Below are 21,491 nucleotides of genomic sequence, written 5' to 3' on the forward strand. Positions count from 1 at the left end.
TCCATTGTGACCGAGCAGCCCGAATCCACCGTTCCCGCAGACACCGCCAGCACCGATCCGGAGCTGAGCGCCCACGAGCTCAACGATCAGATGGCCGTGCGCGCCGCCAAGCGCCAGGCAGCGCAGGACGCCGGGATGGCGCCCTATCCCGTGGACGTGCACCGCACCACGACCCTTGCCGCGGTCCGTGAGCAGTTCGGTCAGCTCGAAGCCGGGGAGGAGACCGAGCACGTCGTGACCGTGGCCGGTCGTGTGGTCCACGTGCGCAACACCGGCAAGTTGTGCTTCGCGACCCTCCAGGAGGGGGACGGCACCCGGCTGCAGGCCATGCTCTCCAAGGTCAACGTGGGGGACGAACCCCTCGCGCAGTGGAAGGCCCTCGTGGACCTTGGCGACTTCGTGGCCATCACCGGTCGCGTGATCAGCTCGCGGCGCGGGGAGCTGTCCGTGATGGCGGACTCGTGGACCATGGCCTCCAAGGCCCTGCGCCCCCTGCCCACCATGCATAAGGAACTCAACGAGGAAACCCGGGTGCGCCAGCGCTACCTGGACCTGATCGTGCGCCAGGAGGCCCGCGACGTCGTCCTCACGCGCTCCACGATCACGCGCACCGTACGCCGTGTCATGGAGGAACAGGGGTACGTGGAGATTGAGACCCCCATGCTCCAGCTCGTGCACGGCGGGGCCGCAGCGCGCCCATTCGGTACCCACCTCAACGCGTTCGACCAGGACATGACGCTGCGTATCGCTACCGAGCTGTATCTCAAGCGCGCGGTCGTGGGCGGTATCGACAGGGTTTTCGAGATCGGCCGGGTCTTCCGTAACGAGGGTGTGGATTCCTCCCACAGCCCGGAATTCACCACCCTCGAGGCGTATGAGGCCTACGCCGATCAATTCGTGATGGCGCAGCGGATCCAGGAGATCATCCAGGAATGCGCCCGCGCGCTCGGTGTGGACGGGGTGGACACCGAGGACGGCCGCATTGATTTGTTCGGGGAGTGGGCATGGGTTTCCGTGTATCCGGGGCTGTCCGAGGCCGTGGGACGGGAGATCACCCCGGACACGGATGTCACGGAACTGCGAAAGATCGCCGCTCAGCGCGATATTCAGGTGAATCCTGCATGGGACGCACAGAAACTCGTCATGGAACTCTTCGAGGAAATCGTGGAGCCCACCCTGATCCAACCCACGTTCGTGTACGACTACCCGCCGGCCGCACAACCGCTCGCCCGGCCCCACCGCGAGAAGCCGGGGTTGATCGAGGCGTGGGACCTGATCATCGGAGGGATGGAGCGTGGCACCGCGTTCTCCGAGCTCGTGGACCCGGTGGTGCAGCGCGACCGGCTCACGGAGCAGTCCCGGCTCGCCGCGGCGGGGGACGACGAGGCCATGCAGTTGGACGAGGACTTCCTGCGGGCCCTCGAATACGGCGCGCCGCCCATGGGCGGGCTCGGCCTGGGGCTGGACCGGCTCATCATGCTGTTCACCAACCTGGGCATCCGGGACACCATCCTCTTCCCCCTCATGAAGCCCGAGTGAACCGGCCCGGCGCAGTACCGCGTCCAGCCGCCGTCCAGTCCTGGAGAGGATGATCACCGTCATGGATTACCTGGCCGTCTTCGTACCCTCAATCGGTGTGGGTGTGGTCTTCTACCTCGTGATGCGCTGGTTGCTGCGCGGGGACAGGACCGAGCGCAGTGCGCAGGCACAGGCCCGCGACGACGCCGAGCAGTGGTACCGCTCGGTACGCGAACGCGAGGGGGACAAAGTCCCGTTCGGATATCAGGAGGATAAGCCCCGGCAACAACGGGGTCTGGGCTTACGCAACAGCATTCCTATTCGTGAATCCCCGGAAGATCCCAATAGCCCGTGATGACAATTATTCGAATATCTGCCATGATAGGACCGTGAATCCGCGGTTCCTGCATTTCATTCCGGGGACGTTCCCATGGGTGAATCCGAACAGTTTCCATGAGGAATGGAGATCGGAATCACACGGGGGACAAATTCCTGTGTTTCACCCCACAGCATGAATTTGCTAGCGCGAATAATTGATCGACGAGCCCGTAGGGCGTTTGGAGGAGCTGGAGCATGGCTCAGACCGTGAAAATCATTCTTGAAGACGATATCGACGGCGGCGAGGCCAATGAGACCGTGCGTTTCGGTCTGGACGGCGGCCAGTACGAGATCGACCTGAGCTCGGCCAATGCCACCAAGCTGCGCGACGCCCTGCGTCCCTACGTCGCGGCCGGTCGCCGCGCGTCCGCCAAGAGCGGGCGCAGCCAGAACACCACCACGCGCCCGAACCGCTCGGGCAACCCCGAGACCCCCAAGATCCGCGCGTGGGCCAAAAAGCAGGGCCTGCAGGTCTCGGACCGCGGCCGCATCCACCAGGACATCCAGGACAAGTACTACGCCGCTCACAACGACTGAGTTCGTAGCACACCCCGGCATCACGGCCGGAACACGCCGCAACAGGCGTGTTCCGGCCGTTGTCGTCGGTACCGGGGAGCACGGGACGGGGGAGTTGCGGAAAGCCCCGCGGGGGGAATTTTGCTGAGGGCTGGATACCGTGCGCCAGTGGCGAACAGTACCGGAAACGCCGCGGGGGATGCCTAGCATCGTTGGCAGAGATCAATGAAGGAGTATCCATGTTCGAACGCTTCACCGACCGCGCCCGTAGGGTCGTCGTGCTGGCCCAGGAAGAGGCCAGGATGCTCAACCACAACTACATCGGGACCGAGCACCTGCTGCTCGGCCTGATCCACGAGGGTGAGGGCGTCGCCGCCAAGGCCCTCGAGTCCATGGGCATCACCCTGAGCGCCGCCCGCGAGCAGGTCCAGGACATCATCGGCCCGGGCCAGCAAGCGCCCTCGGGCCACATCCCGTTCACGCCCCGCGCCAAGAAGGTGCTCGAGCACTCGCTGCGCGAGGCCCTGCAGTTGGGGCACAACTACATCGGTACCGAGCACATCCTCCTCGGGATCATCCGTGCCGGCGAGGGCGTGGCCTCCCAGGTGCTCGTCAAGCTGGGTGCGGATCCCGGTAAGGTCCGCGCCACGGTGCTGGAACTGATCTCCGGCTACCAGTCCGGCAACGCCGGCGGGGAGAAGGAAGCCGCCGGCGTCGGCACCGGTGGCCGCGCGGAGGGCACTCCCGCGGGGTCGGCCGTGCTGGACCAGTTCGGTCGCAACCTCACCGCCGCCGCGCGCGAGTCCACGCTGGACCCCGTCATCGGGCGCTACCGCGAGATGGAGCGCGTGATGCAGGTGCTCTCCCGGCGCACCAAGAACAACCCGGTGCTGATCGGTGAGCCCGGTGTCGGTAAGACCGCGGTCGTGGAGGGCCTGGCCCAGGCGATCGTGCGCGGGGACGTCCCCGAGACGCTCAAGGACAAGCAGCTCTACACGCTGGACCTGGGATCGCTCGTGGCCGGTTCCCGCTACCGCGGTGACTTCGAGGAACGCCTCAAGAAGGTGCTCAAGGAGATCCGCACGCGCGGGGACATCATCCTGTTCATCGACGAGATCCACACGCTCGTGGGTGCGGGTGCCGCGGAAGGCGCGATCGACGCCGCGTCGATCCTCAAGCCCATGCTGGCGCGCGGCGAGCTGCAGACCATCGGTGCCACCACGCTGGACGAGTACCGCAAGCACATCGAGAAGGACGCCGCCCTCGAACGGCGCTTCCAGCCCATCCAGGTGGACGAGCCCTCCGAGGCCCACGCCGTGGAGATCCTCAAGGGCCTGCGCGACAAGTACGAGGCGCACCACCGCGTGTCCATCTCGGACGACGCGCTGGAGGCCGCGGTGCACATGTCCGCGCGCTACGTCTCGGACCGGTTCCTGCCCGACAAGGCCATCGACCTGATCGACGAGGCCGGTGCACGTCTGCGCATCAAGCGCATGACCGCGCCGCCGGAGATCAAGGCCCTGGACCAGAAGATCGCGGACACCAAGCGTTCCAAGGAAGCCGCGATCGAGGGCCAGGACTACGAGAAGGCCGCGTCCCTGCGCGACACCGAGCAGAAGCTCATCGCCGAGCGTGACGAGAAGGACACCGCGTGGCGCGAGGGCGACGACCAGATCTCGGAGGTGACCCCGGAGGTCATCTCGGACGTCCTGTCCGCCTCCACGGGTGTGCCCGTGTACAAGCTCTCCGAGGAGGAGTCCGGGCGGCTGCTGCACATGGAGGACGAGTTGCACAAGCGCGTCATCGGGCAGAACGAGGCCATCAAGGCCCTGTCCCGCTCCATCCGCCGTACCCGAGCTGGTCTGAAGGACCCGCGCCGCCCGGGTGGCTCGTTCATCTTCGCCGGGCCCACTGGTGTGGGAAAGACCGAGTTGGCCAAGGCGCTCGCGGAGTTCCTGTTCGGTGACGAGGACGCCCTGATCACGCTGGACATGTCCGAGTACCAGGAGAAGCACACCGTCTCCCGGCTCTTCGGTGCCCCTCCGGGCTACGTGGGGTACGAGGAGGGCGGTCAGTTGACCGAGAAGGTCCGTCGCAAGCCGTTCTCCGTGGTGCTGTTCGACGAGGTCGAGAAGGCCCACCAGGACCTCTTCAACTCGCTGCTGCAGATCCTCGAGGACGGTCGCCTGACCGACTCGCAGGGCCGTGTGGTGGACTTCAAGAACACCGTGATCATCATGACCACGAACCTCGGTACCCGGGACATCTCCCGCACGGTTCCCGTGGGCTTCCAGGCCAGCGGGGACGCGGCCACGTCCTACGACCGAATGCAGGCCAAGGTGCAGGAGGAGCTCAAGGAGCACTTCCGTCCCGAGTTCCTCAACCGCGTGGACGAGATCATCGTGTTCCCGCAGCTGAGCGAGAGTGAGATCGTGCAGATCGTGGACCTGTTCGTCGCGCGCCTGCAGCGGCGGTTGCGTGAGCAGGACATGTCCATCTCGCTGTCCGACGCCGCCAAGCAGTTGCTCGCCAAGAAGGGCTACGACCCCGCGATGGGTGCCCGGCCGCTGCGCCGGACCATGCAGCGTGAGATCGAGGACCAGCTCTCCGAGCGGATCCTGTTCGGCGAGATCGCCTCGGGCGAGAAGATCTCGGTGGACGTCGAGGGTGAGGGCGACGGCGCCACCTTCACCTTCTCCTCCACGCCCATGTCCGAGCTCTCCGACGACGAGATCCGGGAGATCGAGAACACCCCGGCGTTCTCGGACGACGCCGACAGCCAGTCCGGCAAAGACGTGCCGCGCTCGCCCCACTCGGGGCCCGACAGCGGCGGGGGAGCGGCCCAGGCGCAGGCCTGAGCCACCCCGCGCGGTGCCCGGCACCGCGGCGCCTCCGCGAGCGGGCGGCGTCGTCGACCACAACGGTCGGCGGCGCCGCCCGCTCGCGTTCGAACGGACGCGTACAGTCGTGGGCATGGTAGAGATCCGCATCCGCCCCGCCCGGACCTCGGACGTCCACGGCATCAAGGAGCTCGTGGCGCCCATGGCGGCCGAGCGCATCCTGATCACCAAGGACACGGTGACGTACTTCGAGAGTATCCAGGAGTTCGTGGTTGCGGAGGACGACGCCGGGAACCTCGTGGGCTGCGGGGCCTTGCACGTGATGTGGGAGGACCTCGCGGAGGTGCGCACCCTGGCCACGTCCCCCGCGGCGCGCGGTCACGGCGTGGGCGGGCGGATGATCGAGGAACTGCTGGCCCGTGCGGCTCGGCTCGGGGTCGGCCGGGTTTTCTGCCTGACCTTCGAGGTGGCGTTCTTCGCGCGGCACGGATTCGCCGTGATGGAGAACCAGGAGACCATCGAGCCCGAGGTCTTCGCAGAGCTGTTGCGTTCCCACGACGAGGGCGTCGCGGAGTTCCTGGACCTGGCCCGGGTCAAACCCAACACGCTGGGCAACACGCGGATGATCCGCGCGATCACCCCGGAAGGCTGACCGCGCCGTCGTCCGAGGTGGCCAGACCGTCCGCGAGCAGCCCGTTCAACGCACGCTCCCGTTGTTCGGCGGGCGCGGGCAGCCGCCACAGGGCCCCGAGCCGTTCGATCACCACGGCGGGCGGGGCCGCGTGCTCCCCGGCGATCTGTTCCGAGCCCGTGAGGTCCGTGAGCAGCAACTGCGCGGGCACGGGCTCGTCCGCGGCGCGCAGCACCGCCATCATGGCCCCGCGGACCTGGCGGTCTGTGCCGTGCCACAACTGGCCCCTGGGCGTCTCCTGCGCGGGAGGGCTGCCAGCTGCGACCCACGCGCAGTCCCGCCGCACGGGGCACTCGTCGCAGCGCGGGGAACGCGCGGTGCAGATCAGTGCCCCCAGCTCCATCACGGCCTGGTTCCACGCGACCGATTCCGCGACGTCCTGCGGCAGGACGTCCTGCGCCAACCGGGTCTCCGCCGCGGTGAGGGAACGGGACGGCAGGGCCCGCCCGGAGAACACCCGGGCCTCGACCCGGCGGATGTTCGTGTCCACGACCGTGTGGCGCTGACCGAACGCGAACACGGTCACTGCCGCCGCGGTGTACGCGCCGATCCCGGGCAATGCCAACAGCTGTGCGTGGTCCTCGGGCACCCGCCCGTCGTGCTCCGCGGCGATGTTCTGGGCAGCCGCGTGCAGCCGCAGCGCGCGGCGCGGGTAGCCGAGCCTGTCCCACGCGCGCAGGACCTCCGCGGGCGACGCCGCCGCGAGATCGCCCGGTTCCGGCCACTGTTCGAGCCACCGGCGCCACACCGGCAGGACGCGCCCCACCGGGGTCTGCTGCAGCATGATCTCGCTCACGAGAACCTGCCACGGCGTGCGTTCGGGCGCGCGCCACGGCAGGTCGCGGGACGCCCGCCGGTACCACTCGATCACGGCTGCGTGAATGCCGTGAAGTCGCTCGTCGCGGGCTGGTGTGCGGCTCGAGTTCATAACTGTCCACGGTAGCCTGGAGACCATGGCTTCCGGTTCCGAACAGCACGATCCCCCCACGTCCCCCGCGGAATCCGCGGACACCGGGGGCAGGCTCCCGGAGCACGTCTACCGGCGACGCCGCATGGTCGCGCTCGCCGTGATCGTCGTCCTGGTCCTGGCCCTGCTGTGGGCAGTGGTCTCGGGCGTGCGCGCACTCACGGCACCGGAGGCCGACGACGCGAATGCCACGCAGCAGCCCGACGCCGCGGCGCAGCCGAGCACGGATCCCCAGAACAAGTTCGCGGACTTCACTGCCCGGCCCACACCGTCCGGGTCTGGTGCACCCGGCGCGTCCGGCAGCCCGAGTGCGAGCAGTACGGCGGCGCCGGAATGCGGCGCGGATCTGGCGGTGAGTGCTGCGACCGACGAACAGAGTTACGCGGCGGGCCAGAACCCGGTGCTCGAACTGACCCTCGAGAACAAGGGTCAGCATCCGTGCCGCGTGGACGCCGGTAGTAATCACATGGCCTTCGTGGTGACCTCCGGTGCGGACACCGTCTTTGATTCACGGCACTGCGCGGCAGCCGGTGAGGACCGTCAGATCACCCTGGACACGGGGCAGAAGGAGACCGCACGGCTCACGTGGAACCGGGTGCGCACCGCGGAGGGCTGCCCGGCCGGCCAGTCCGAGGCGCTCGCCGGGTACTACAACCTCACGACGTCGCTCGGGGACGTCGCGAGCCAGCAGGCCGTTTTCAGCCTGCAGTGAGTGGGCGGCTCGCGGCTCGCGCAGATCCACTGGCGACGGCGGTCCCGGGGTTCGCGCGGCCGGCTGGCGGCCCTCGAGGTGACCATCGGTGGGCGATGCCCGGGCGGTGCACGGGCCACGTCCGCGACCGGGCCACCCGGACTGCTACATGAACCGTTCCAGCAGGCTCGTCTCGGCCATACGGGACAAGGACTCGCGTACGGTGCGGGCACGCTGCTCGCCGATGCCCTCCACGGACATCAGGTCCTCGAGGTTCGCGGCCATGAGCGACTGCAGCCCGTCGAACTGGGCCACGAGCCGTTTCGCCACCGCACGCGGCATGGACTTGATGCCCTCGAGCAGCCGGTAACCGTGGGGGTGCAGGTCCACCTCCAAGTTGCCCTGCGGCCCGGTGAGACCCGCGGCCACCGCGACCCGCTGCAGATCGATCAGTTCGGTGGACGACAACCGGGCGAGCCGGTCCAGGGACTCCGCGATCACCTCGGGCCTCGTGGCCTCGGGCAGGTAGTCCCGCAGGACTACGCCGGGCCCCGGTCCCGTCCCGGCCGTGAGCTCCTCGAGCTGCAGGGAAATCAGACGCCCGTCCGAGCCGAGTTCCAGGACGTACCACCCGATCTCGTCCGAGATCCTGCGCACCATCTCCATCCGCTGCAGCGTCAGGGCCACGTCGCGGGCGGTCACAGCGGCTTCGATCTCGAGCGCCGAGAGGCTGCCCAGGACCTGCTCGAGGCGGTTGCTGTAGTGCTCCAGGGTCTGCAGGGCCTGGTTCGCGCGGGCCATGATGGCCTGGGAACCGTCGATCGCGTAGCGGTAATCGGCCACGTAGATCGTGATGACGCTCATGGACTGGCTGACCGAGATCACGGGAACACCGGTCTGCTTGGCGGTGCGCTCGGCGGAGCGGTGACGCGTGCCGGACTCCTGGGTGCGGATGGACGCGTCCGGCATGAGCTGGACCCCGGCCTTGAGGATGCGGGTGGCTTCCTTGTCGCACACGATCGCCCCGTCCATCTTGGCGAGTTCGCGCAACTTGGTGGGGGTGAATTCGGTGTCGATGTCGAACCCGCCCGAACACAGCGACTCCACGGAACGGTCGAATCCGAGCACGATGAGCGCGCCTGTGCGGCCCCGGAGGATGCGCTCCAGCCCCGTCCTCAGTTCGGTACCGGGGGAGACCCTGGCCAGGGTCCGTCTCAGGGCAGTCTCGTGCGATTTCACCACGGCCTCATTCTATGTGCGCTCGCCCCGCCCGAAGGCCAACATGCCCCGCGTGGCATGTGTGTTCGGACTCGGCCTTGCCCCGGCGGACTCGGCCGTACGGCGTCGGACTCAGCCCTGCCGCGGCGGGAAGAGCAGCTCCATGGCCTGTGAGACGGTGGTGACCTCACGCACGGAGAAGCCCGGAGGGATCTTGCCGGGTCCGTTGGGGGATGCCGGGACCACGGCGTGGGTGAAGCCCAGCCGGGCGACCTCCTGGATCCTGCGGTTGATCTCGGGTACGGGGCGGACCTCACCGGCCAGTCCGATCTCCCCGAAGCACACGAGCCGCTGGGGCAGTGGTCGATCCTGGGCAGCGGACGCGAGCGCCATGCACACCGCGAGGTCCGTGGCGGGTTCGGTGAGCCGCACACCACCCACGGTGGACACGTAGCAGTCCATGGTCGCGAGGGCCACGCCCGCCCGGCGCTGCAACACCGCGAGCAGCATGGCCACCCGGGAACCGTCCAGGCCGGAGGTGGCCCGTCGGGGTTGCGCGGTGCTGGACTTGTCCAGCAGGGCCTGGACCTCCGCCAGCAGCGGCCTGCGCCCCTCCACGGTGACGCTCAGACATGTTCCCGCGACCGGGACGGGGGTGCGGGAGACGAACAGGCCGGACGGGTCCGAGACCGAGCGGATACCGTTCTCCTCGAGATCGAAGCACCCGACCTCGTCCGTGGGGCCGAACCGGTTCTTCACGGCCCGCAAGAGGCGGATGCGCGAGTGTTTGTCCCCCTCGAACTGACACACGACGTCCACGAGGTGTTCGAGCAACCGCGGGCCGGCGATCGAACCCTCCTTGGTCACGTGGCCCACGAGCAGGGTGGTCATGTTCCGGGTCTTGGCGGCGTGGATGAGGCTCGCCGCGACCTCCCGCACCTGGCTCACCCCGCCCGCCGAACCCTCGATCTCCGGGCTCGCGAGGGTCTGCACCGAGTCCACGATCAACAGTTCCGGTTTCAGGGCCTTGACCTGCGCGAGCGCCGCGGAGAGGTCGGTCTCCGCGGTGAGGTACAGCTTTTCCGAGAGGGCATCGATGCGCTCGGCCCGCAGTTTGACCTGCGCCGCGGACTCCTCCCCGGTCACGTACAACACGGTGCGGGGATCGGGCCCGCCCGCCACCTTGGCGGCTGCGTCCAGGAGCAGCGTGGACTTACCCACGCCGGGTTCCCCTGCGATCAGGATGACCGCACCGGGCACGAGTCCGCCGCCCAGGACGCGGTCGAACTCGGTGACGCGCGTGGGGGTGAAGCGGGCCACCGAGGAATCCACCTGGCCGATCGGTTGAGCGGGCACCGCCACGCTGGTCGCGGCCCGGGTGCGCCCGTGTTCCTGGTTCGTGGAGATCTCCTGCACGGTGCCCCAGGACTGGCACTCACCGCACCGGCCCACCCATTTGGCCGTGGTCCAGCCGCATTCCGTGCATCGGTAGGAGACGGACGGCTTCCTGGTCTTCGCGCTCATGCTGTCACCGTAGGGGGCGGATCTGACGCGCATAAGCGGCACGGATCCGTGGCTCGGTCACCGACCGCCCAGCGTGGGCAGGTACCGGATCGCCTCCTCGTGGGTGAGACCGGTGGACTCCAACAGGTCCACGACCAACGGACGGATCAGCAGCACGAGCGCCTCGCCCTCCATGGTCCGCACCCCCATGAGCCCGGGTTCCAGGCGACCGGCCACGGAGATCAGTTCATTGCGCGTCTGGCGCAGGTAGCTTTCACGGGTCTGGGGATGACTCGCGGAGAACGTGTGATCCAGGCTCAGGATGGCGTCGGAGAGATCGGCGAGGGCCTCGGAGAGGGAGGCCACGGCGTCGTCGGACAGGGAGACGCGGTTGAGGACGGACGCGAGGCGGCGTGCGAACACGCGCGAGTTGCGCACGGCGAGGTCCACGTACCGGATGCTCTCGCTCAGGTCGTCGATCTCGCGGCGGTGCCGGCGGTGCAGAGGGGATGCGTGGGCGATCTCCCGGGAGGCCGTGAGCCCCGAGCGTACCGAGTCCACGAGCGGCTGCGTCTGACGAGCCCGCACGAGGGCGTGCCACGCGAGGCGCGAATCGGTGTCCGAGACCGCACGGGAGCAGTCCGTGAGCACCTGGGTGAACTCCACAATGAGCTTGCTGAGGTCCTGGCGCGGTTCGCGGCGCGGGTCTTGGGGAATCACGTACGCGAGGAGCAGCGCGCACAGGCACCCCACCACGGCGTCGAAGGACCGCGCGAACACGCCGTCCTGCGATGGCGGGAGGAGCACCACCAGCACGGACTGCAGCCCCATCTGCGTGGTGAAGATCGCGCCGTTGTCAAGGAACCGGGCGAGCAAGAGGGACAGGAGCAACACGAGGGCCGCTTGCCACTCACCATGGCCCAGGACCTGGATGAGCAGATCGCCCATCACGATCCCCAGGGTGCACCCGATCGAGACCTCCAGCACCCGGCGGTAGCGCAGCCCGCCCTTGGCGTACCCCAGGGACACGAGCGCGGCGGTCGCGGCGAAGATGGGGCCTTGATGGCCCAGCAGCCGTTCCGCGATCACGTACGCGCCAACGGCCGCCACGGTCATCTGCACGGCCTGGAAGAAACCGGACGTCATGCGTGCCCAGCCGGAGCGCCCGCGCTTGCCCACGACCTCGGGAACACGACGGAATCGGGAGCGGTACGGAGCTGCTTCCGAGGACGTCATGGCTCCCATCCTAGGCGGGCGCCTCGGACGGACGCGTACCGCGCGGGACGCGTGACCGGGCGGCGCCGTGGCCAGGGGTGGCGCCGGTCACAGGGGTTGTTAACCGCCAGTTCACCTTCCCGGCCGCATCTGTCAATATCGCCTGCCTACGGTAATTCCCGGGCGCGCTGCGGACGCAGCGGCGTTGGACTCCAAGATCCGGTTGTCCGCACCCACCGGGCTCTCCGGTTCACGCTTTCGAAGGGAAATACAGTGAAGGTTTCGCATGTCGGCCGTTCGGCCGCAGTCCTGGCCATTGGTGCCCTCGCTCTGACCGCTTGCGGTTCCGACAACGCCACCGGCAACACCAACAGCGGCGGGGGCTCGGGCGAGAGCAGCGGCGTGTCCGGAACGCTGACCGGCATCGGGGCGTCCTCCCAGCAGGCCGCCATGACCGCGTGGCAGAACGGCTTCCAGTCCGCTAACAGCGGCTCCACCGTGCAGTACTCCCCGGACGGCTCCGGCGCCGGGCGCAAGGCCTTCCTGGCGGGCGGCGCGAACTTTGCCGGCTCGGACGCCTACCTCTCCGACGACGAGGTCGAGCAGGCCAAGCAGCAGTGCGGCCCCGACGGCGCCATGGACCTCCCGGTCTACATCTCCCCGATCTCCGTGGCGTTCAACCTGCCCGGTATCGAGTCCCTGAACCTGGACGCCCCCACCATCGCCAAGATCTTCAAGGGTGAGATCAAGCGCTGGAACGCGGAGCAGATCAAGCAGCAGAACCCGGACGCCGATCTCCCGGACACCCCGATCACGGTGGTGCACCGCAGCGATGACTCCGGGACCACCGAGAACTTCACCGACTACCTGCACAAGGCCGCTCCGAAGGAGTGGACCAAGGACCCGGCACAGGCCTGGCCCTCCGAGTACGCGGCGGAGAACAACAAGGGCACCTCCGGCGTGGTCTCCACGACCTCCGGCACCGAGGGCGCGGTGACCTACGCGGACTCCTCCGCCGTGGGCGATCTCGGCACCGCCGCGATCAAGGTGGGCGACCAGTACGTGACCCACTCGCCCGAGGCCGCCGCCAAGGCCGTCGAGGTCTCCGCCCAGGCCGAGGGCCGCGGCGAGCACGACCTCGCGATCAACATCGGGCGCGACACCAAGGAATCCGGTGCGTACCCGCTCGTGCTGATCTCCTACCACATCGTGTGCTCCCAGTACGACTCCCAGGAGACCGCGGACCTGGTCAAGGCCTTCGAGAACTACGTGATCTCCGAGGACGGGCAGAAGGCCGCTGCGGACTCTGCCGGTTCCGCCCCGCTGAGCCAGACCCTGCGCGACCAGGCCAAGGCGGCCGTGGACTCCATCACCGCGAAGGGCTGATCCGCCCCGACGACGTGTGAGTGCGGCGCCGGCGTGTCATCGAGCGTCGGCGCCGCAGCCACGCACGCGGTCATCTCGGACCGCCACGTCCTACGCTGGCCGAATTCACCGCTCAGCTCGTTCCACACCTTGATCGAAGGGACTGGTTCATGTCCACCACCATCAGCGCCCAGAAACCGGGGACCCGCCAGTCCTCGGCCGGACGTGCCGGTGACTCCGTCTTCTCCGGACTCAGCCTGGCCGCCGGCATCCTGATCTTCGCGGTGCTCGCGGCCGTCGCGCTATTCCTGTTGCTGCAGGCGCTGCCCACGTTCGCCGCCCCCGCCGAGGAGATCACCGGTGGGCAGGGCTTCTTCCACTACATTTGGCCGCTCATCGTGGGAACGCTCATCGCCGCGGTGATCGCCCTGCTGATCGCCACACCCGTGGGCATCCTGGTGGCGCTCTACATCTCCCACTACGCACCGGCCAAGATCTCCAAGCCGGTGGGCTACGTGATCGACCTGCTCGCGGCCATTCCCTCCGTGATCTACGGCGCGTGGGGTGCCACGGTGCTCGCGCCGGCGCTCGTACCGCTGTACAACTGGCTCACCGAGCACCTGGGCTTCATCCCCATCTTCGACGGGCCCGCGTCCCAGACGGGTAAGACCATGCTCACCGCAGGCATCGTGCTGGCCATCATGATCCTGCCGATCATCACGTCCATGTCCCGCGAGATCTTCACGCAGACGCCCAAGCTCCACGAGGAGGCCGCGCTGGCACTGGGGGCCACGCGGTGGGAGATGATCCGGATGGCCGTGCTGCCGTTCGCGCGCCCCGGGATCATCTCCTCGATCATGCTGGCCCTGGGCCGCGCGCTCGGCGAGACCATGGCGGTGGCCCTGGTGCTGTCCTCCGGGCCCATGATCGCGTCCCTGATCAAGTCCGGTAACCAGACGATCGCCGCGGAGATCGCGCTGAACTTCCCCGAGGCCTACGGCCTGCGGTTGTCCGAACTGATCGCGGCCGGTCTCGTGCTGTTCCTGATCACCCTCGTGGTCAACATGATCGCCCGCGCCATCATCGCTCGCTACAAGGAATTCTCGGGGGCCAACTGATGACCACGTCCACCCAACCCGGAACCTCGCCCGTCCGCCAGTCAAGGCTCACCCGCGGTCAGCGCCCCAAGTGGCTCGTCCCCGTCATCGGCGTGGCCGCGATCGTGGCGGGGGCCGCGCTTGCCGCTCTGGTGGGGTTCAGCATCGCGCTGTGGGCCCTGTTCGCCACCGTGATCTTCCTGGTGGTCGGCCCGCTGGCCGTGGGCATGATCGAGGGTTCCCGCGCCGGGGCCGATTCGCTCATGACCTTCCTGGTCTATGCCGCCTTCATCCTCGCGGTGATCCCGCTGATCTCCGTGATCTGGACGGTGCTCGCCAACGGCATCCCCGGTCTGACCTCCAACATGTTGTTCACCTCCATGAACGGGGTCACGGGCTTCCACGACAACCAGGCCGATGCGCCCAGTCAGGTGATGGGCGGCGCCTACCACGCGATCATCGGTACGGTGTCCATCACGTTCTGGGCCACGCTCATGTCCGTGCCCGTGGGGTTGCTCACCGCGATCTACCTCGTGGAGTACTCCCGGGGCGGCTGGCTCGGCAAGGCCATCACGTTCTTCGTGGACGTCATGACCGGTATCCCGTCCATCGTGGCTGGTCTGTTCGCGGCCGCTCTGTTCGGCATGATCTTCGGCCCCTCGACCCGTACCGGGTTCGTGGCGGCGGTCGCGCTGACCGTGCTGATGATCCCCACGGTGGTCAAGAACACCGAGGAGATGCTGCGGATCGTGCCCAACGAACTGCGCGAGGCGTCCTACGCGCTGGGTGTGCGCAAGTGGCGGACCATCCTCAAGGTGGTCATCCCCACGGCCATCTCGGGTATCGCCTCGGGTGTGACCCTCGCGATCGCCCGTGTGATCGGTGAGACGGCGCCGCTGCTCGTGACCGCGGGCTTCGCCACGGCCATCAACTGGAACTCGTTCTCCGGCTGGATGACCACGCTGCCCACGTTCATCTACTACCAGATCATGACGCCCACCTCGCCCACGAACCCCGATCCGTCCCTGCAGCGGGCCTGGGCCGCGGCGCTGATCCTGATCGTGATCGTGATGCTGCTCAACCTCGTGGCACGCTTGATCGCCAGGGCCTTCGCTCCCAAGACCGCCGGCCGCTGAGTGCTGGCCGACCATTCGATCTAAGGAAACACACCCATGTCGAAACGAATCGACGTCGAAAACCTCAACGTCTACTACGGCGATTTCCTGGCGGTCCAGGACGTCAGCATGAACATCGAACCGCGCTCGGTCACCGCGTTCATCGGTCCCTCCGGTTGCGGCAAGTCCACGTTCCTGCGCACCCTCAACCGCATGCACGAGGTGATCCCGGGTGCTTACGCCCAGGGCAAGGTGCTGCTGGACGGGGACGATCTCTACGGCAAGGGCGTGGACCCCGTGACCGTGCGCTCCATGGTGGGCATGGTGTTCCAGCGCCCCAACCCGTTCCCCACGATGTCCATCCGCGACAACGTGCTCGCGGGCGTGAAGCTCAACAACAAGCGCATCTCGAGCAAGGACGCGGACGAGCTCGTGGAGAGCTCGCTGCGCGGTGCGAACCTCTGGAACGAGGTCAAGGACCGTTTGGACAAGCCCGGTTCCGGTCTCTCCGGTGGTCAGCAGCAGCGGCTGTGCATCGCCCGCGCAATCGCGGTCAAGCCGGACGTGATCCTCATGGACGAGCCGTGCTCCGCGCTGGACCCCATCTCCACGCTCGCGATCGAGGACCTGATCAACGAGATCAAGACCGATTACACCGTGGTGATCGTGACCCACAACATGCAGCAGGCGTCCCGTGTGTCGGACAAGACCGCGTTCTTCAACATCGAGGGCACGGGCAAGCCCGGCCGTCTGATCGAGTACGCGCCCACCACGGACATCTTCAACAACCCGCAGAAGAAGGACACCGAGGACTACGTGTCCGGCCGCTTCGGCTGATCCGCGTCCTCGCGCACGCGAACGGTGCCCTCCGTCTCGGAGGGCACCGTTCACTGTGCACGCCCGGGGGTACGACGGCGCTCCGGCCGGGCCCGGGGGTACGACGACGCACGCACCGGGAGCGCGCAGCGATCCGCACCGTGCGACGTCGTCAGCCTCCGCGTGCCCCGATCGTGACGCGTGCCCCGAGCGGACCGCGGGTACGGGTCAGGCCGCGGGGACCTGGATCAGCGGGGAGGCCGCCAGGAACAGGATGGCGGAGACCACGCCGCACACGGGGACCGTGGCGACCCACGAGGCGATGACCCGCAGCACGGTGGCGTGATACACGGTTCGGAACTTCTGGGCGGAACCCGCGCCCAGGATCGCCGCGGTGGTGGTCTGGGACGTAGAGAGCGGAATGGGGGAGAGGAACCCCCCCACGAACAGCAGGGCGCCGGACACCGTTTGCGCCGCCGCTCCGCGCAGGGGATCCAGCGTCACGATGCGTGCGGAGAGGGTGTAGGAGATCCGCCAGCCGCCCAGCAGGGTACCGAACGCGAGACATGCCCCCACGAGCACCGTGAGCCACACGGGGATGCTGTCCCGGGAGAGGTTGGGGTTCACGATCAGTAGGAGGACCAACAGGATCCACAGCGTGCGCCGGGCGTGCTGGATCCCGTGTCCGAAGTGGATGGCCGCGGCACCCGTGGCCTGCACGACCCCCGCGCGGAAGTTCACGCGTCCCGGGGTCTCGTGGCGTACCAGGTACACGAGGGGCACGACCAGCAGGAACGCGAGCCCGAACGCGATCACGGGGGAGATCAGCAGGGGCAGCAGCACATTCCAGGAGAAGTAGGAACCCATGGCCAGGTGGTCGTCGTAGAGCCCCGCGGCGCGTGCTCCGAGCAGAGCACCCACCACGGCGCCGCCGATCGCGGCGGTGGAGGACGTGGGCATGCGCCACCACCACGTGAGGAGGTCCCACCCGATGGCCGTGAGCAGGGCGCACAACAGGGCCACCACGCCCGCGTCGTTGAGGGGGATGGGGATCTCGAACGAGATCAGCCGGTCCAGGACCAGCCCCACCAGGAGGGCGCCCATGAGGTTGAACACCGCTCCGGTCCACAGGGCCACACTGGGTGTCAGGGCGTTGAACCGTACGGGCAGGGCCACGGCGTTGGAGGCGTCGTGGAAACCGTTGACGACCGTTAAGACCAGGGTCAGGAGGATGCCTACGACGGCCAGTAACTCTGTCACCGCGCGTCAGGACTCTGCCACGAGGATCCGGCCCACCTCTGCGGAGACCTGGCCCAGGGCGCGTGCGGCATCGAAGAGCTGGCGGGCGGCGTCCATGCGGCGGATGGCCTGGGCCGTCTTGAACTGCTCCAGCAAGCTCGCGCGGTGCACCCGGTGGGTCCGTTCGGCCTGGCGCGTGAGACGGATCATCTCGAACCAGTAGTCGTCCAGCTCGTTCAAGCTGGTCAGCCGGCCCATGGCCTTGGTGGTCATGAGCGACATGTGCTGGATCACTGCGAGCTGCTCGGTCGCGTGCGAGGTGGACCGCTCCAGCTGGTACAGCTGGTGGGTCTCGGCACTCGCCACGAGGCACTGGACTGCTCGCAACAGCCACTGCCCCAAGATGTAGACGTCTTGACGCGGGATGGGCACCACGTACGAGGAGCGCGTGGTGGTCATCAGGGAGAAGTAAAGGTTGGTGCAGCGGTCCTCGGTGTCCAGGAGGTCCGTGATGGGGCGCTGCCAGGTCTTGTCGATCTGCCCGATGTGTTCGGCGAGCTGATCCACCGCGGTGCCCACGCACTGGGACATCTGGACCAGGAGCTCGGTCACCCGCTCGTCCTCGGGGAAGATCCGAAAGGCCATCCGTTCGTCCTCCCGTCGAACCGTTCACTTTTCGGCCGTCACTGTACCGAACGAAAGTTAACCGGGGGGACATGTGGATCTTGTTGAGGGGTGCGGTGCCGGACCGGGAGCGCCTCTCGGCGGAAGGCCGCTCGTAGCGGCTAAATGATGGAGCCCGGGGCTGCCACGGCCCGACACCTGTCTCCATCATAATCCCCGACCCCGGGGGCGCCGCAAAGCGGTCCGTCCGGACGAGGACGCCCCGCGGAGGGCAGGCCCTCACTCGAGCGCACCCCTGCGCCACGCGGCGGCCGCGGACTCGAGTTCCTCTGCGGTGCGGATCAGGCGGGGGATGCGGCGCCACGGATCGCGCACGCCGAGGCTCGAGATGTCCAGCGTGCGTTCCTGGCCCGTGGCGATCACGCGGCAGAACGCGGCGGAGCGTTCGAGAGCGACGTCGAACTCGCCGTCGAACGCGCCGGAGAGGATGGCGTCCGCGACCTCGCAGATCTCCTCCGCACCGGGCGGGTCCGCGACGCCCGCGACCACGTTGGACACCTGCGCGGTCTGCTTGCCCGCGGCGAACCAGCGGCCCATGCGGTAGGGGTCCTTGCGGGCGGCGGCGTGCAGCGCGTAGAGCCGCCACAGCGCGCCCGGGAGGGACACCGCGGGGGCCTGCGCCCACATCTCCGCGATCCCCTCGAGACCCTGCTCGTCCGTGAGCCGAACGAGGCGATCGTGGACCACCGGATCCGCGGATTCCCGGCCCCGCGACACGAGCGCCTGCGCGGCCAGGTGGGCCGCCTCCGACACTCGGGCGGGGTCCGTGCCGCCCTCGTGGGCGTCGAACTTCTCGGGGGAGAACTTCACGGGCGAATGATGCGTGCGGCGTTCGGACATGCGCCCGAGTGTACGCCGCGCACCTTTCACGGGGCTCGGCGGATCAGTCGACCGTGTGCGTCTCCCCGGCCTGCTGACGCCAGCGTTCCTCGATGCGCAGCAGGGCCTGCTGGGACACCGCGCGCCACCACCGCAGGGCCAGCCGGGGGTCCTCCTCCTCGATCTCCTGGATCGCCTCCGGGGAGAGCCTGCGCGCGGAGACGTCCGTGAGCGCGGTGAAGCTCACCATGTGGCGCATATTGGTACCCAGGGCGATCTCACCGAAGCTCATCCCCGGGCCGATCACCTCCAGTTCCACGCGGTCACCCTGCGGTGAGCGCCGGGAGACCTCCACGTTGCCGGACGTGACCATGTACACGCCGTTGAACTTCTGGCCCGTGCGCAACACCGTGGTCCCGGCCTTCCAATCCACGGACTCGGTGCGTGAGCGGATGCGCTCCACGTCCTCCTCGCCGAGCGTGCTCAGCAGTTCGGAACGGGTGGAGTGCACCTTGTCCGGGGTGCACTCGGGGCCGCCGAAGCGCTCCAGGATCTGGTCCTCGGCCCACGTGAGGGCCTCGGCGCGCGTGGCGAAGACCGTGAGCGGGTGTTCCAGGTTCCGCGTGTTCTCACCGCTCTTCTCCGCGATGAGCACCATGTGGTGGCCCGTCTTCTCGATCTGTTCGGCGGTGCGGCTGAGCATGGGCAGGACGAAGCGGGCCATATCGTCCACCTGCCGGATGTCCACGAGCACGTAACTGGACCTGCGGGCGGCGTCGCGCACCGTGCGCACCGCGGTCTCGGCCCCGGCGAAGCGCAGATCGCCCTGCAGCTCGATGATCCGAGCGTCCTCGCCGTGCGCGTCGAGCACCTCGGTGGCGGCCTCGTTGCGCCGCACCAACGACGGCGCTTCCGCCAGGGTGTACTCGGAGCGCACCGGGGAGTGCCCGTTGCGTTCCGTGCGGGCGAAGTGCAGGTCCAGGTCCTTGGTGAGCCGTTCGCATGCGGCCACGCCGCGCACGGAGTTGCCGTGGCGGTCCAGGGGCGGGGAGAACACCGCGACCGCGAGCTGCCCCGGGAGCACGGTCACCACGCCGCCGCTGACCCCGGACTTGGCGGGCAGGCCCACGCGGATGGCCCAGCGCCCGGCGTCGTCGTACATCCCGCACGTGCTCATCACGGACAGCACGTCCGAGACGACCTCGGGGTCCAGGACGCGCTCGCCGGTTACGGGGTTGCGCCCGCCGGCCGCGAGCGTGGCACCCATGCGGGCCAGGTCCACGCAGTTGAGCATGATCGAGCACTGGCCGAAGTAGTCCTCGAGCGCGCCGGTGGGATCCCCCTCGATGATCCCCCGGGACGCGAGCAGCCAGCCCAGCGCGCGGTTGCGGTCCCCGGCCTTGTGCTCCTGCGACTGGATGTTCTTGTTGATCCGCAGCTGCCGGCCCGCGCAACGGGAATGCAACCGCAGGATCCGTTCCATGCGCGTGCCGTGGGACGTGTTGCGCACGAGGGACGTCGCCGCGATCGCGCCCGCGTTGATCATGGGGTTCGCGGGGCGTCCCGTCTCCGGCTGCAGTGAGATCTCGTTGAAGGCGTCACCGCTCGGTTCCACGTCGATCTTCTCGAACACACCCTCCGGGCCGCGGTCCGTGAGCGCCTGGGCATACGTGAAGGCCTTGGAGATGGACTGGATGCAGAATTCGAGCTTGGTGTCCCCGGCCTGGTAGAGCGCGCCGTCCACGGTGGCCACGGCGATCCCCACGATGTTCTCGTCCGCGGCCGCGAGCTCCGGGACGGAATTGTTCACCGTGCCGTCCGTCAGCGGGCGCAGGTCCTCCACCACGCGGCGCAGGTACTCGGTGACGGGGGAGGGGCCCAGCTTGGACATCGCAACGGTGCTCATGGGTCATTCCTCGAAGGCTCGGCGGGAACCCCGCGGCGGGCTGCGCACGCCCCGGGTGTCGTCTCCTCCCAGGGTCTCATATTGCGGACGGGCCCGGTCGACGACGACGCCGTGCGCTCGCCCACGGCGCGGTGGCTCGTCGCGCCGCGCGGTGCGGCGCGCTGGGCCCGCCCGTGGTTGCCGTCGGTGCCGTGCGGGAGGCCGCTTCCCGAACTGGAAATGCGCCCGCGCTGCGGTAGAGTAGCCGTGCTCGGTGGCGGGAACTCGCGGCTGGGCACGCGCCTTTAGCTCAGTTGGTAGAGCAGTGGACTTTTAATCCATGGGTCGTGGGTTCGAGCCCCACAGGGCGCACCACCTCCCGGAACCGGAGACCATGTGCCCCGTGGCGATCACGATCGCGCGGGGCATTTCCGTGTCCGCTCGCATTCGGGGCCCGGGGCGAGCGGCCTTCGGCGCCCCGGACCTGCCCGCGTGCAGCGCCTCTGGCCGAGTCGCGCTCAGTGCGCCGGGCCGACCCGTACGAGGCGCGCGAGCGCCCAGCCCATGAGCGGGCGGTAGGCCAGCAGGACGGGGGCGGGGCCCTGGATCCTGACGTCCGCGCGGGAACCGCCGCTCGGGGTGGGAGCGACATCGTGCGTGAGCTCCAGTGTCACGGGACCCACGCGCACGCGCCAGGACCACGAATGCAGGTTGGCGCGGACGCTCATCACACGGAACGCCGCGGGTACCACGCCCAGCGCCGTGACCACTCCCGAGGTGCCGGGGGCCAGGGTGGCGGAATCGGCGCGGACGTTCGTGAGGTGGGGAGCCCACACGGTCCACAGATCGAGGCGCTCATAGTGCTGCCACACGTCCGCCGGGCGAGCGGGGCCGGTGCGGGTCACGGTCATGTCCATGGCACCAGTGTGCCCGG

Annotated in this window: 19 protein-coding genes and 1 tRNA gene; 11 read left to right on the top strand and 9 right to left on the bottom strand. The window is 68.4% G+C overall.

The annotated features are described in order from the left end of the window. Window positions 1–6 precede the first annotated feature (6 nt). The 5 genes from lysS to J1M36_RS10290 all read left to right on the top strand — a co-directional run bounded on the left by lysS (window position 7) and on the right by J1M36_RS10290 (window position 5,904). Window positions 7–1,539 carry a lysine--tRNA ligase gene (lysS, locus tag J1M36_RS10270; protein ID WP_206479348.1) on the top strand — a complete coding sequence of 511 codons (1,533 nt, stop codon included), beginning with the start codon at window positions 7–9 and terminating at the stop codon, window positions 1,537–1,539. A 61-nt stretch (window positions 1,540–1,600) separates the two neighbouring features. Continuing rightward, entirely contained in the window at window positions 1,601–1,873 is a 273-nt protein-coding gene (locus J1M36_RS10275; RefSeq protein ID WP_241247058.1) for a hypothetical protein, read from the top strand. A 218-nt stretch (window positions 1,874–2,091) separates the two neighbouring features. Continuing rightward, on the top strand, window positions 2,092–2,433 hold the full coding sequence (locus J1M36_RS10280; protein WP_035959173.1) for an Lsr2 family protein: 342 nt from the start codon (window positions 2,092–2,094) through the stop codon (window positions 2,431–2,433). A gap of 218 nt (window positions 2,434–2,651) precedes the next feature. Next, a complete protein-coding gene (locus J1M36_RS10285) occupies window positions 2,652–5,270 on the top strand; it encodes an ATP-dependent Clp protease ATP-binding subunit (protein ID WP_206479351.1) in 2,619 nt (872 codons plus the stop codon). 115 nt (window positions 5,271–5,385) lie between these two features. Continuing rightward, window positions 5,386–5,904 carry an amino-acid N-acetyltransferase gene (locus tag J1M36_RS10290; RefSeq protein ID WP_179861259.1) on the top strand — a complete coding sequence of 173 codons (519 nt, stop codon included), beginning with the start codon at window positions 5,386–5,388 and terminating at the stop codon, window positions 5,902–5,904. On the opposite strand, the gene J1M36_RS10295 is transcribed toward J1M36_RS10290, so the two are convergent. Further along, entirely contained in the window at window positions 5,888–6,898 is a 1,011-nt protein-coding gene (locus J1M36_RS10295) for an A/G-specific adenine glycosylase (RefSeq protein ID WP_206479353.1), read from the bottom strand. The two genes, J1M36_RS10290 and J1M36_RS10295, sit on opposite strands and share 17 nt — an antisense overlap. Here J1M36_RS10295 and J1M36_RS10300 point away from each other — a divergent pair. Next, window positions 6,897–7,622, top strand: coding sequence for a hypothetical protein (locus tag J1M36_RS10300; protein ID WP_206479354.1), 726 nt, complete (start codon window positions 6,897–6,899; stop codon window positions 7,620–7,622). The two genes, J1M36_RS10295 and J1M36_RS10300, sit on opposite strands and share 2 nt — an antisense overlap. Before the next feature lie 144 nt (window positions 7,623–7,766). Here the strand turns inward: J1M36_RS10300 and disA are convergent, their stop codons facing one another. The 3 genes from disA to J1M36_RS10315 form a co-directional block, all read right to left on the bottom strand. Continuing rightward, window positions 7,767–8,843: a DNA integrity scanning diadenylate cyclase DisA gene (gene disA, locus J1M36_RS10305; protein ID WP_206479370.1), complete on the bottom strand. Its 1,077-nt coding sequence runs from the start codon at window positions 8,841–8,843 to the stop codon at window positions 7,767–7,769. A 108-nt stretch (window positions 8,844–8,951) separates the two neighbouring features. After that, window positions 8,952–10,343: a DNA repair protein RadA gene (gene radA, locus J1M36_RS10310; protein ID WP_206479375.1), complete on the bottom strand. Its 1,392-nt coding sequence runs from the start codon at window positions 10,341–10,343 to the stop codon at window positions 8,952–8,954. Window positions 10,344–10,400: 57 nt separating this feature from the next. Continuing rightward, complete coding sequence (locus J1M36_RS10315; protein ID WP_085108132.1) at window positions 10,401–11,558, bottom strand: aromatic acid exporter family protein; 1,158 nt, start codon at window positions 11,556–11,558, stop codon at window positions 10,401–10,403. A 252-nt stretch (window positions 11,559–11,810) separates the two neighbouring features. Here J1M36_RS10315 and pstS point away from each other — a divergent pair, with 252 nt between their 5' ends. The 4 genes from pstS to pstB all read left to right on the top strand — a co-directional run bounded on the left by pstS (window position 11,811) and on the right by pstB (window position 15,951). Beyond that, on the top strand, window positions 11,811–12,923 hold the full coding sequence (gene pstS, locus J1M36_RS10320) for a phosphate ABC transporter substrate-binding protein PstS (protein ID WP_098054270.1): 1,113 nt from the start codon (window positions 11,811–11,813) through the stop codon (window positions 12,921–12,923). Window positions 12,924–13,072: 149 nt separating this feature from the next. Next, a complete protein-coding gene (gene pstC / locus J1M36_RS10325) occupies window positions 13,073–14,020 on the top strand; it encodes a phosphate ABC transporter permease subunit PstC (protein WP_064846307.1) in 948 nt (315 codons plus the stop codon). Then, entirely contained in the window at window positions 14,020–15,135 is a 1,116-nt protein-coding gene (gene pstA / locus J1M36_RS10330; protein WP_085108135.1) for a phosphate ABC transporter permease PstA, read from the top strand. Before pstC ends, pstA begins: the two co-directional genes overlap by 1 nt. Before the next feature lie 36 nt (window positions 15,136–15,171). Next, entirely contained in the window at window positions 15,172–15,951 is a 780-nt protein-coding gene (gene pstB, locus J1M36_RS10335; protein WP_064846305.1) for a phosphate ABC transporter ATP-binding protein PstB, read from the top strand. A 207-nt stretch (window positions 15,952–16,158) separates the two neighbouring features. Here pstB and J1M36_RS10340 read toward each other — a convergent pair whose 3' ends face one another. The 4 genes from J1M36_RS10340 to glsA all read right to left on the bottom strand — a co-directional run bounded on the left by J1M36_RS10340 (window position 16,159) and on the right by glsA (window position 20,578). Continuing rightward, window positions 16,159–17,190, bottom strand: a complete 1,032-nt coding sequence (locus J1M36_RS10340; protein ID WP_206479378.1) for an inorganic phosphate transporter — start codon at window positions 17,188–17,190, stop codon at window positions 16,159–16,161. Between the two features lie 6 nt (window positions 17,191–17,196). Beyond that, window positions 17,197–17,814, bottom strand: a complete 618-nt coding sequence (locus J1M36_RS10345) for a hypothetical protein (RefSeq protein WP_206479381.1) — start codon at window positions 17,812–17,814, stop codon at window positions 17,197–17,199. 258 nt (window positions 17,815–18,072) lie between these two features. Beyond that, window positions 18,073–18,693 carry a hypothetical protein gene (locus J1M36_RS10350; RefSeq protein WP_206479384.1) on the bottom strand — a complete coding sequence of 207 codons (621 nt, stop codon included), beginning with the start codon at window positions 18,691–18,693 and terminating at the stop codon, window positions 18,073–18,075. Window positions 18,694–18,736: 43 nt separating this feature from the next. Continuing rightward, window positions 18,737–20,578: a glutaminase A gene (gene glsA, locus J1M36_RS10355; RefSeq protein ID WP_206479395.1), complete on the bottom strand. Its 1,842-nt coding sequence runs from the start codon at window positions 20,576–20,578 to the stop codon at window positions 18,737–18,739. Between the two features lie 278 nt (window positions 20,579–20,856). Between glsA and J1M36_RS10360 the strand changes: the two genes are divergently transcribed. Continuing rightward, window positions 20,857–20,932 (top strand) — tRNA-Lys (locus tag J1M36_RS10360). A 143-nt stretch (window positions 20,933–21,075) separates the two neighbouring features. On the opposite strand, the gene J1M36_RS10365 is transcribed toward J1M36_RS10360, so the two are convergent. Then, window positions 21,076–21,474 (bottom strand): SRPBCC family protein, encoded by a 399-nt coding sequence (locus tag J1M36_RS10365; RefSeq protein WP_085108167.1) that lies wholly within the window; start codon window positions 21,472–21,474, stop codon window positions 21,076–21,078. Window positions 21,475–21,491: the final 17 nt, after the last annotated feature.

Origin of the sequence: Kocuria sp. KRD140 (assembly GCF_017168375.1) — a bacterium.
In the GTDB taxonomy this organism is placed as follows: Bacteria; Actinomycetota; Actinomycetes; order Actinomycetales; family Micrococcaceae; genus Kocuria; species Kocuria marina.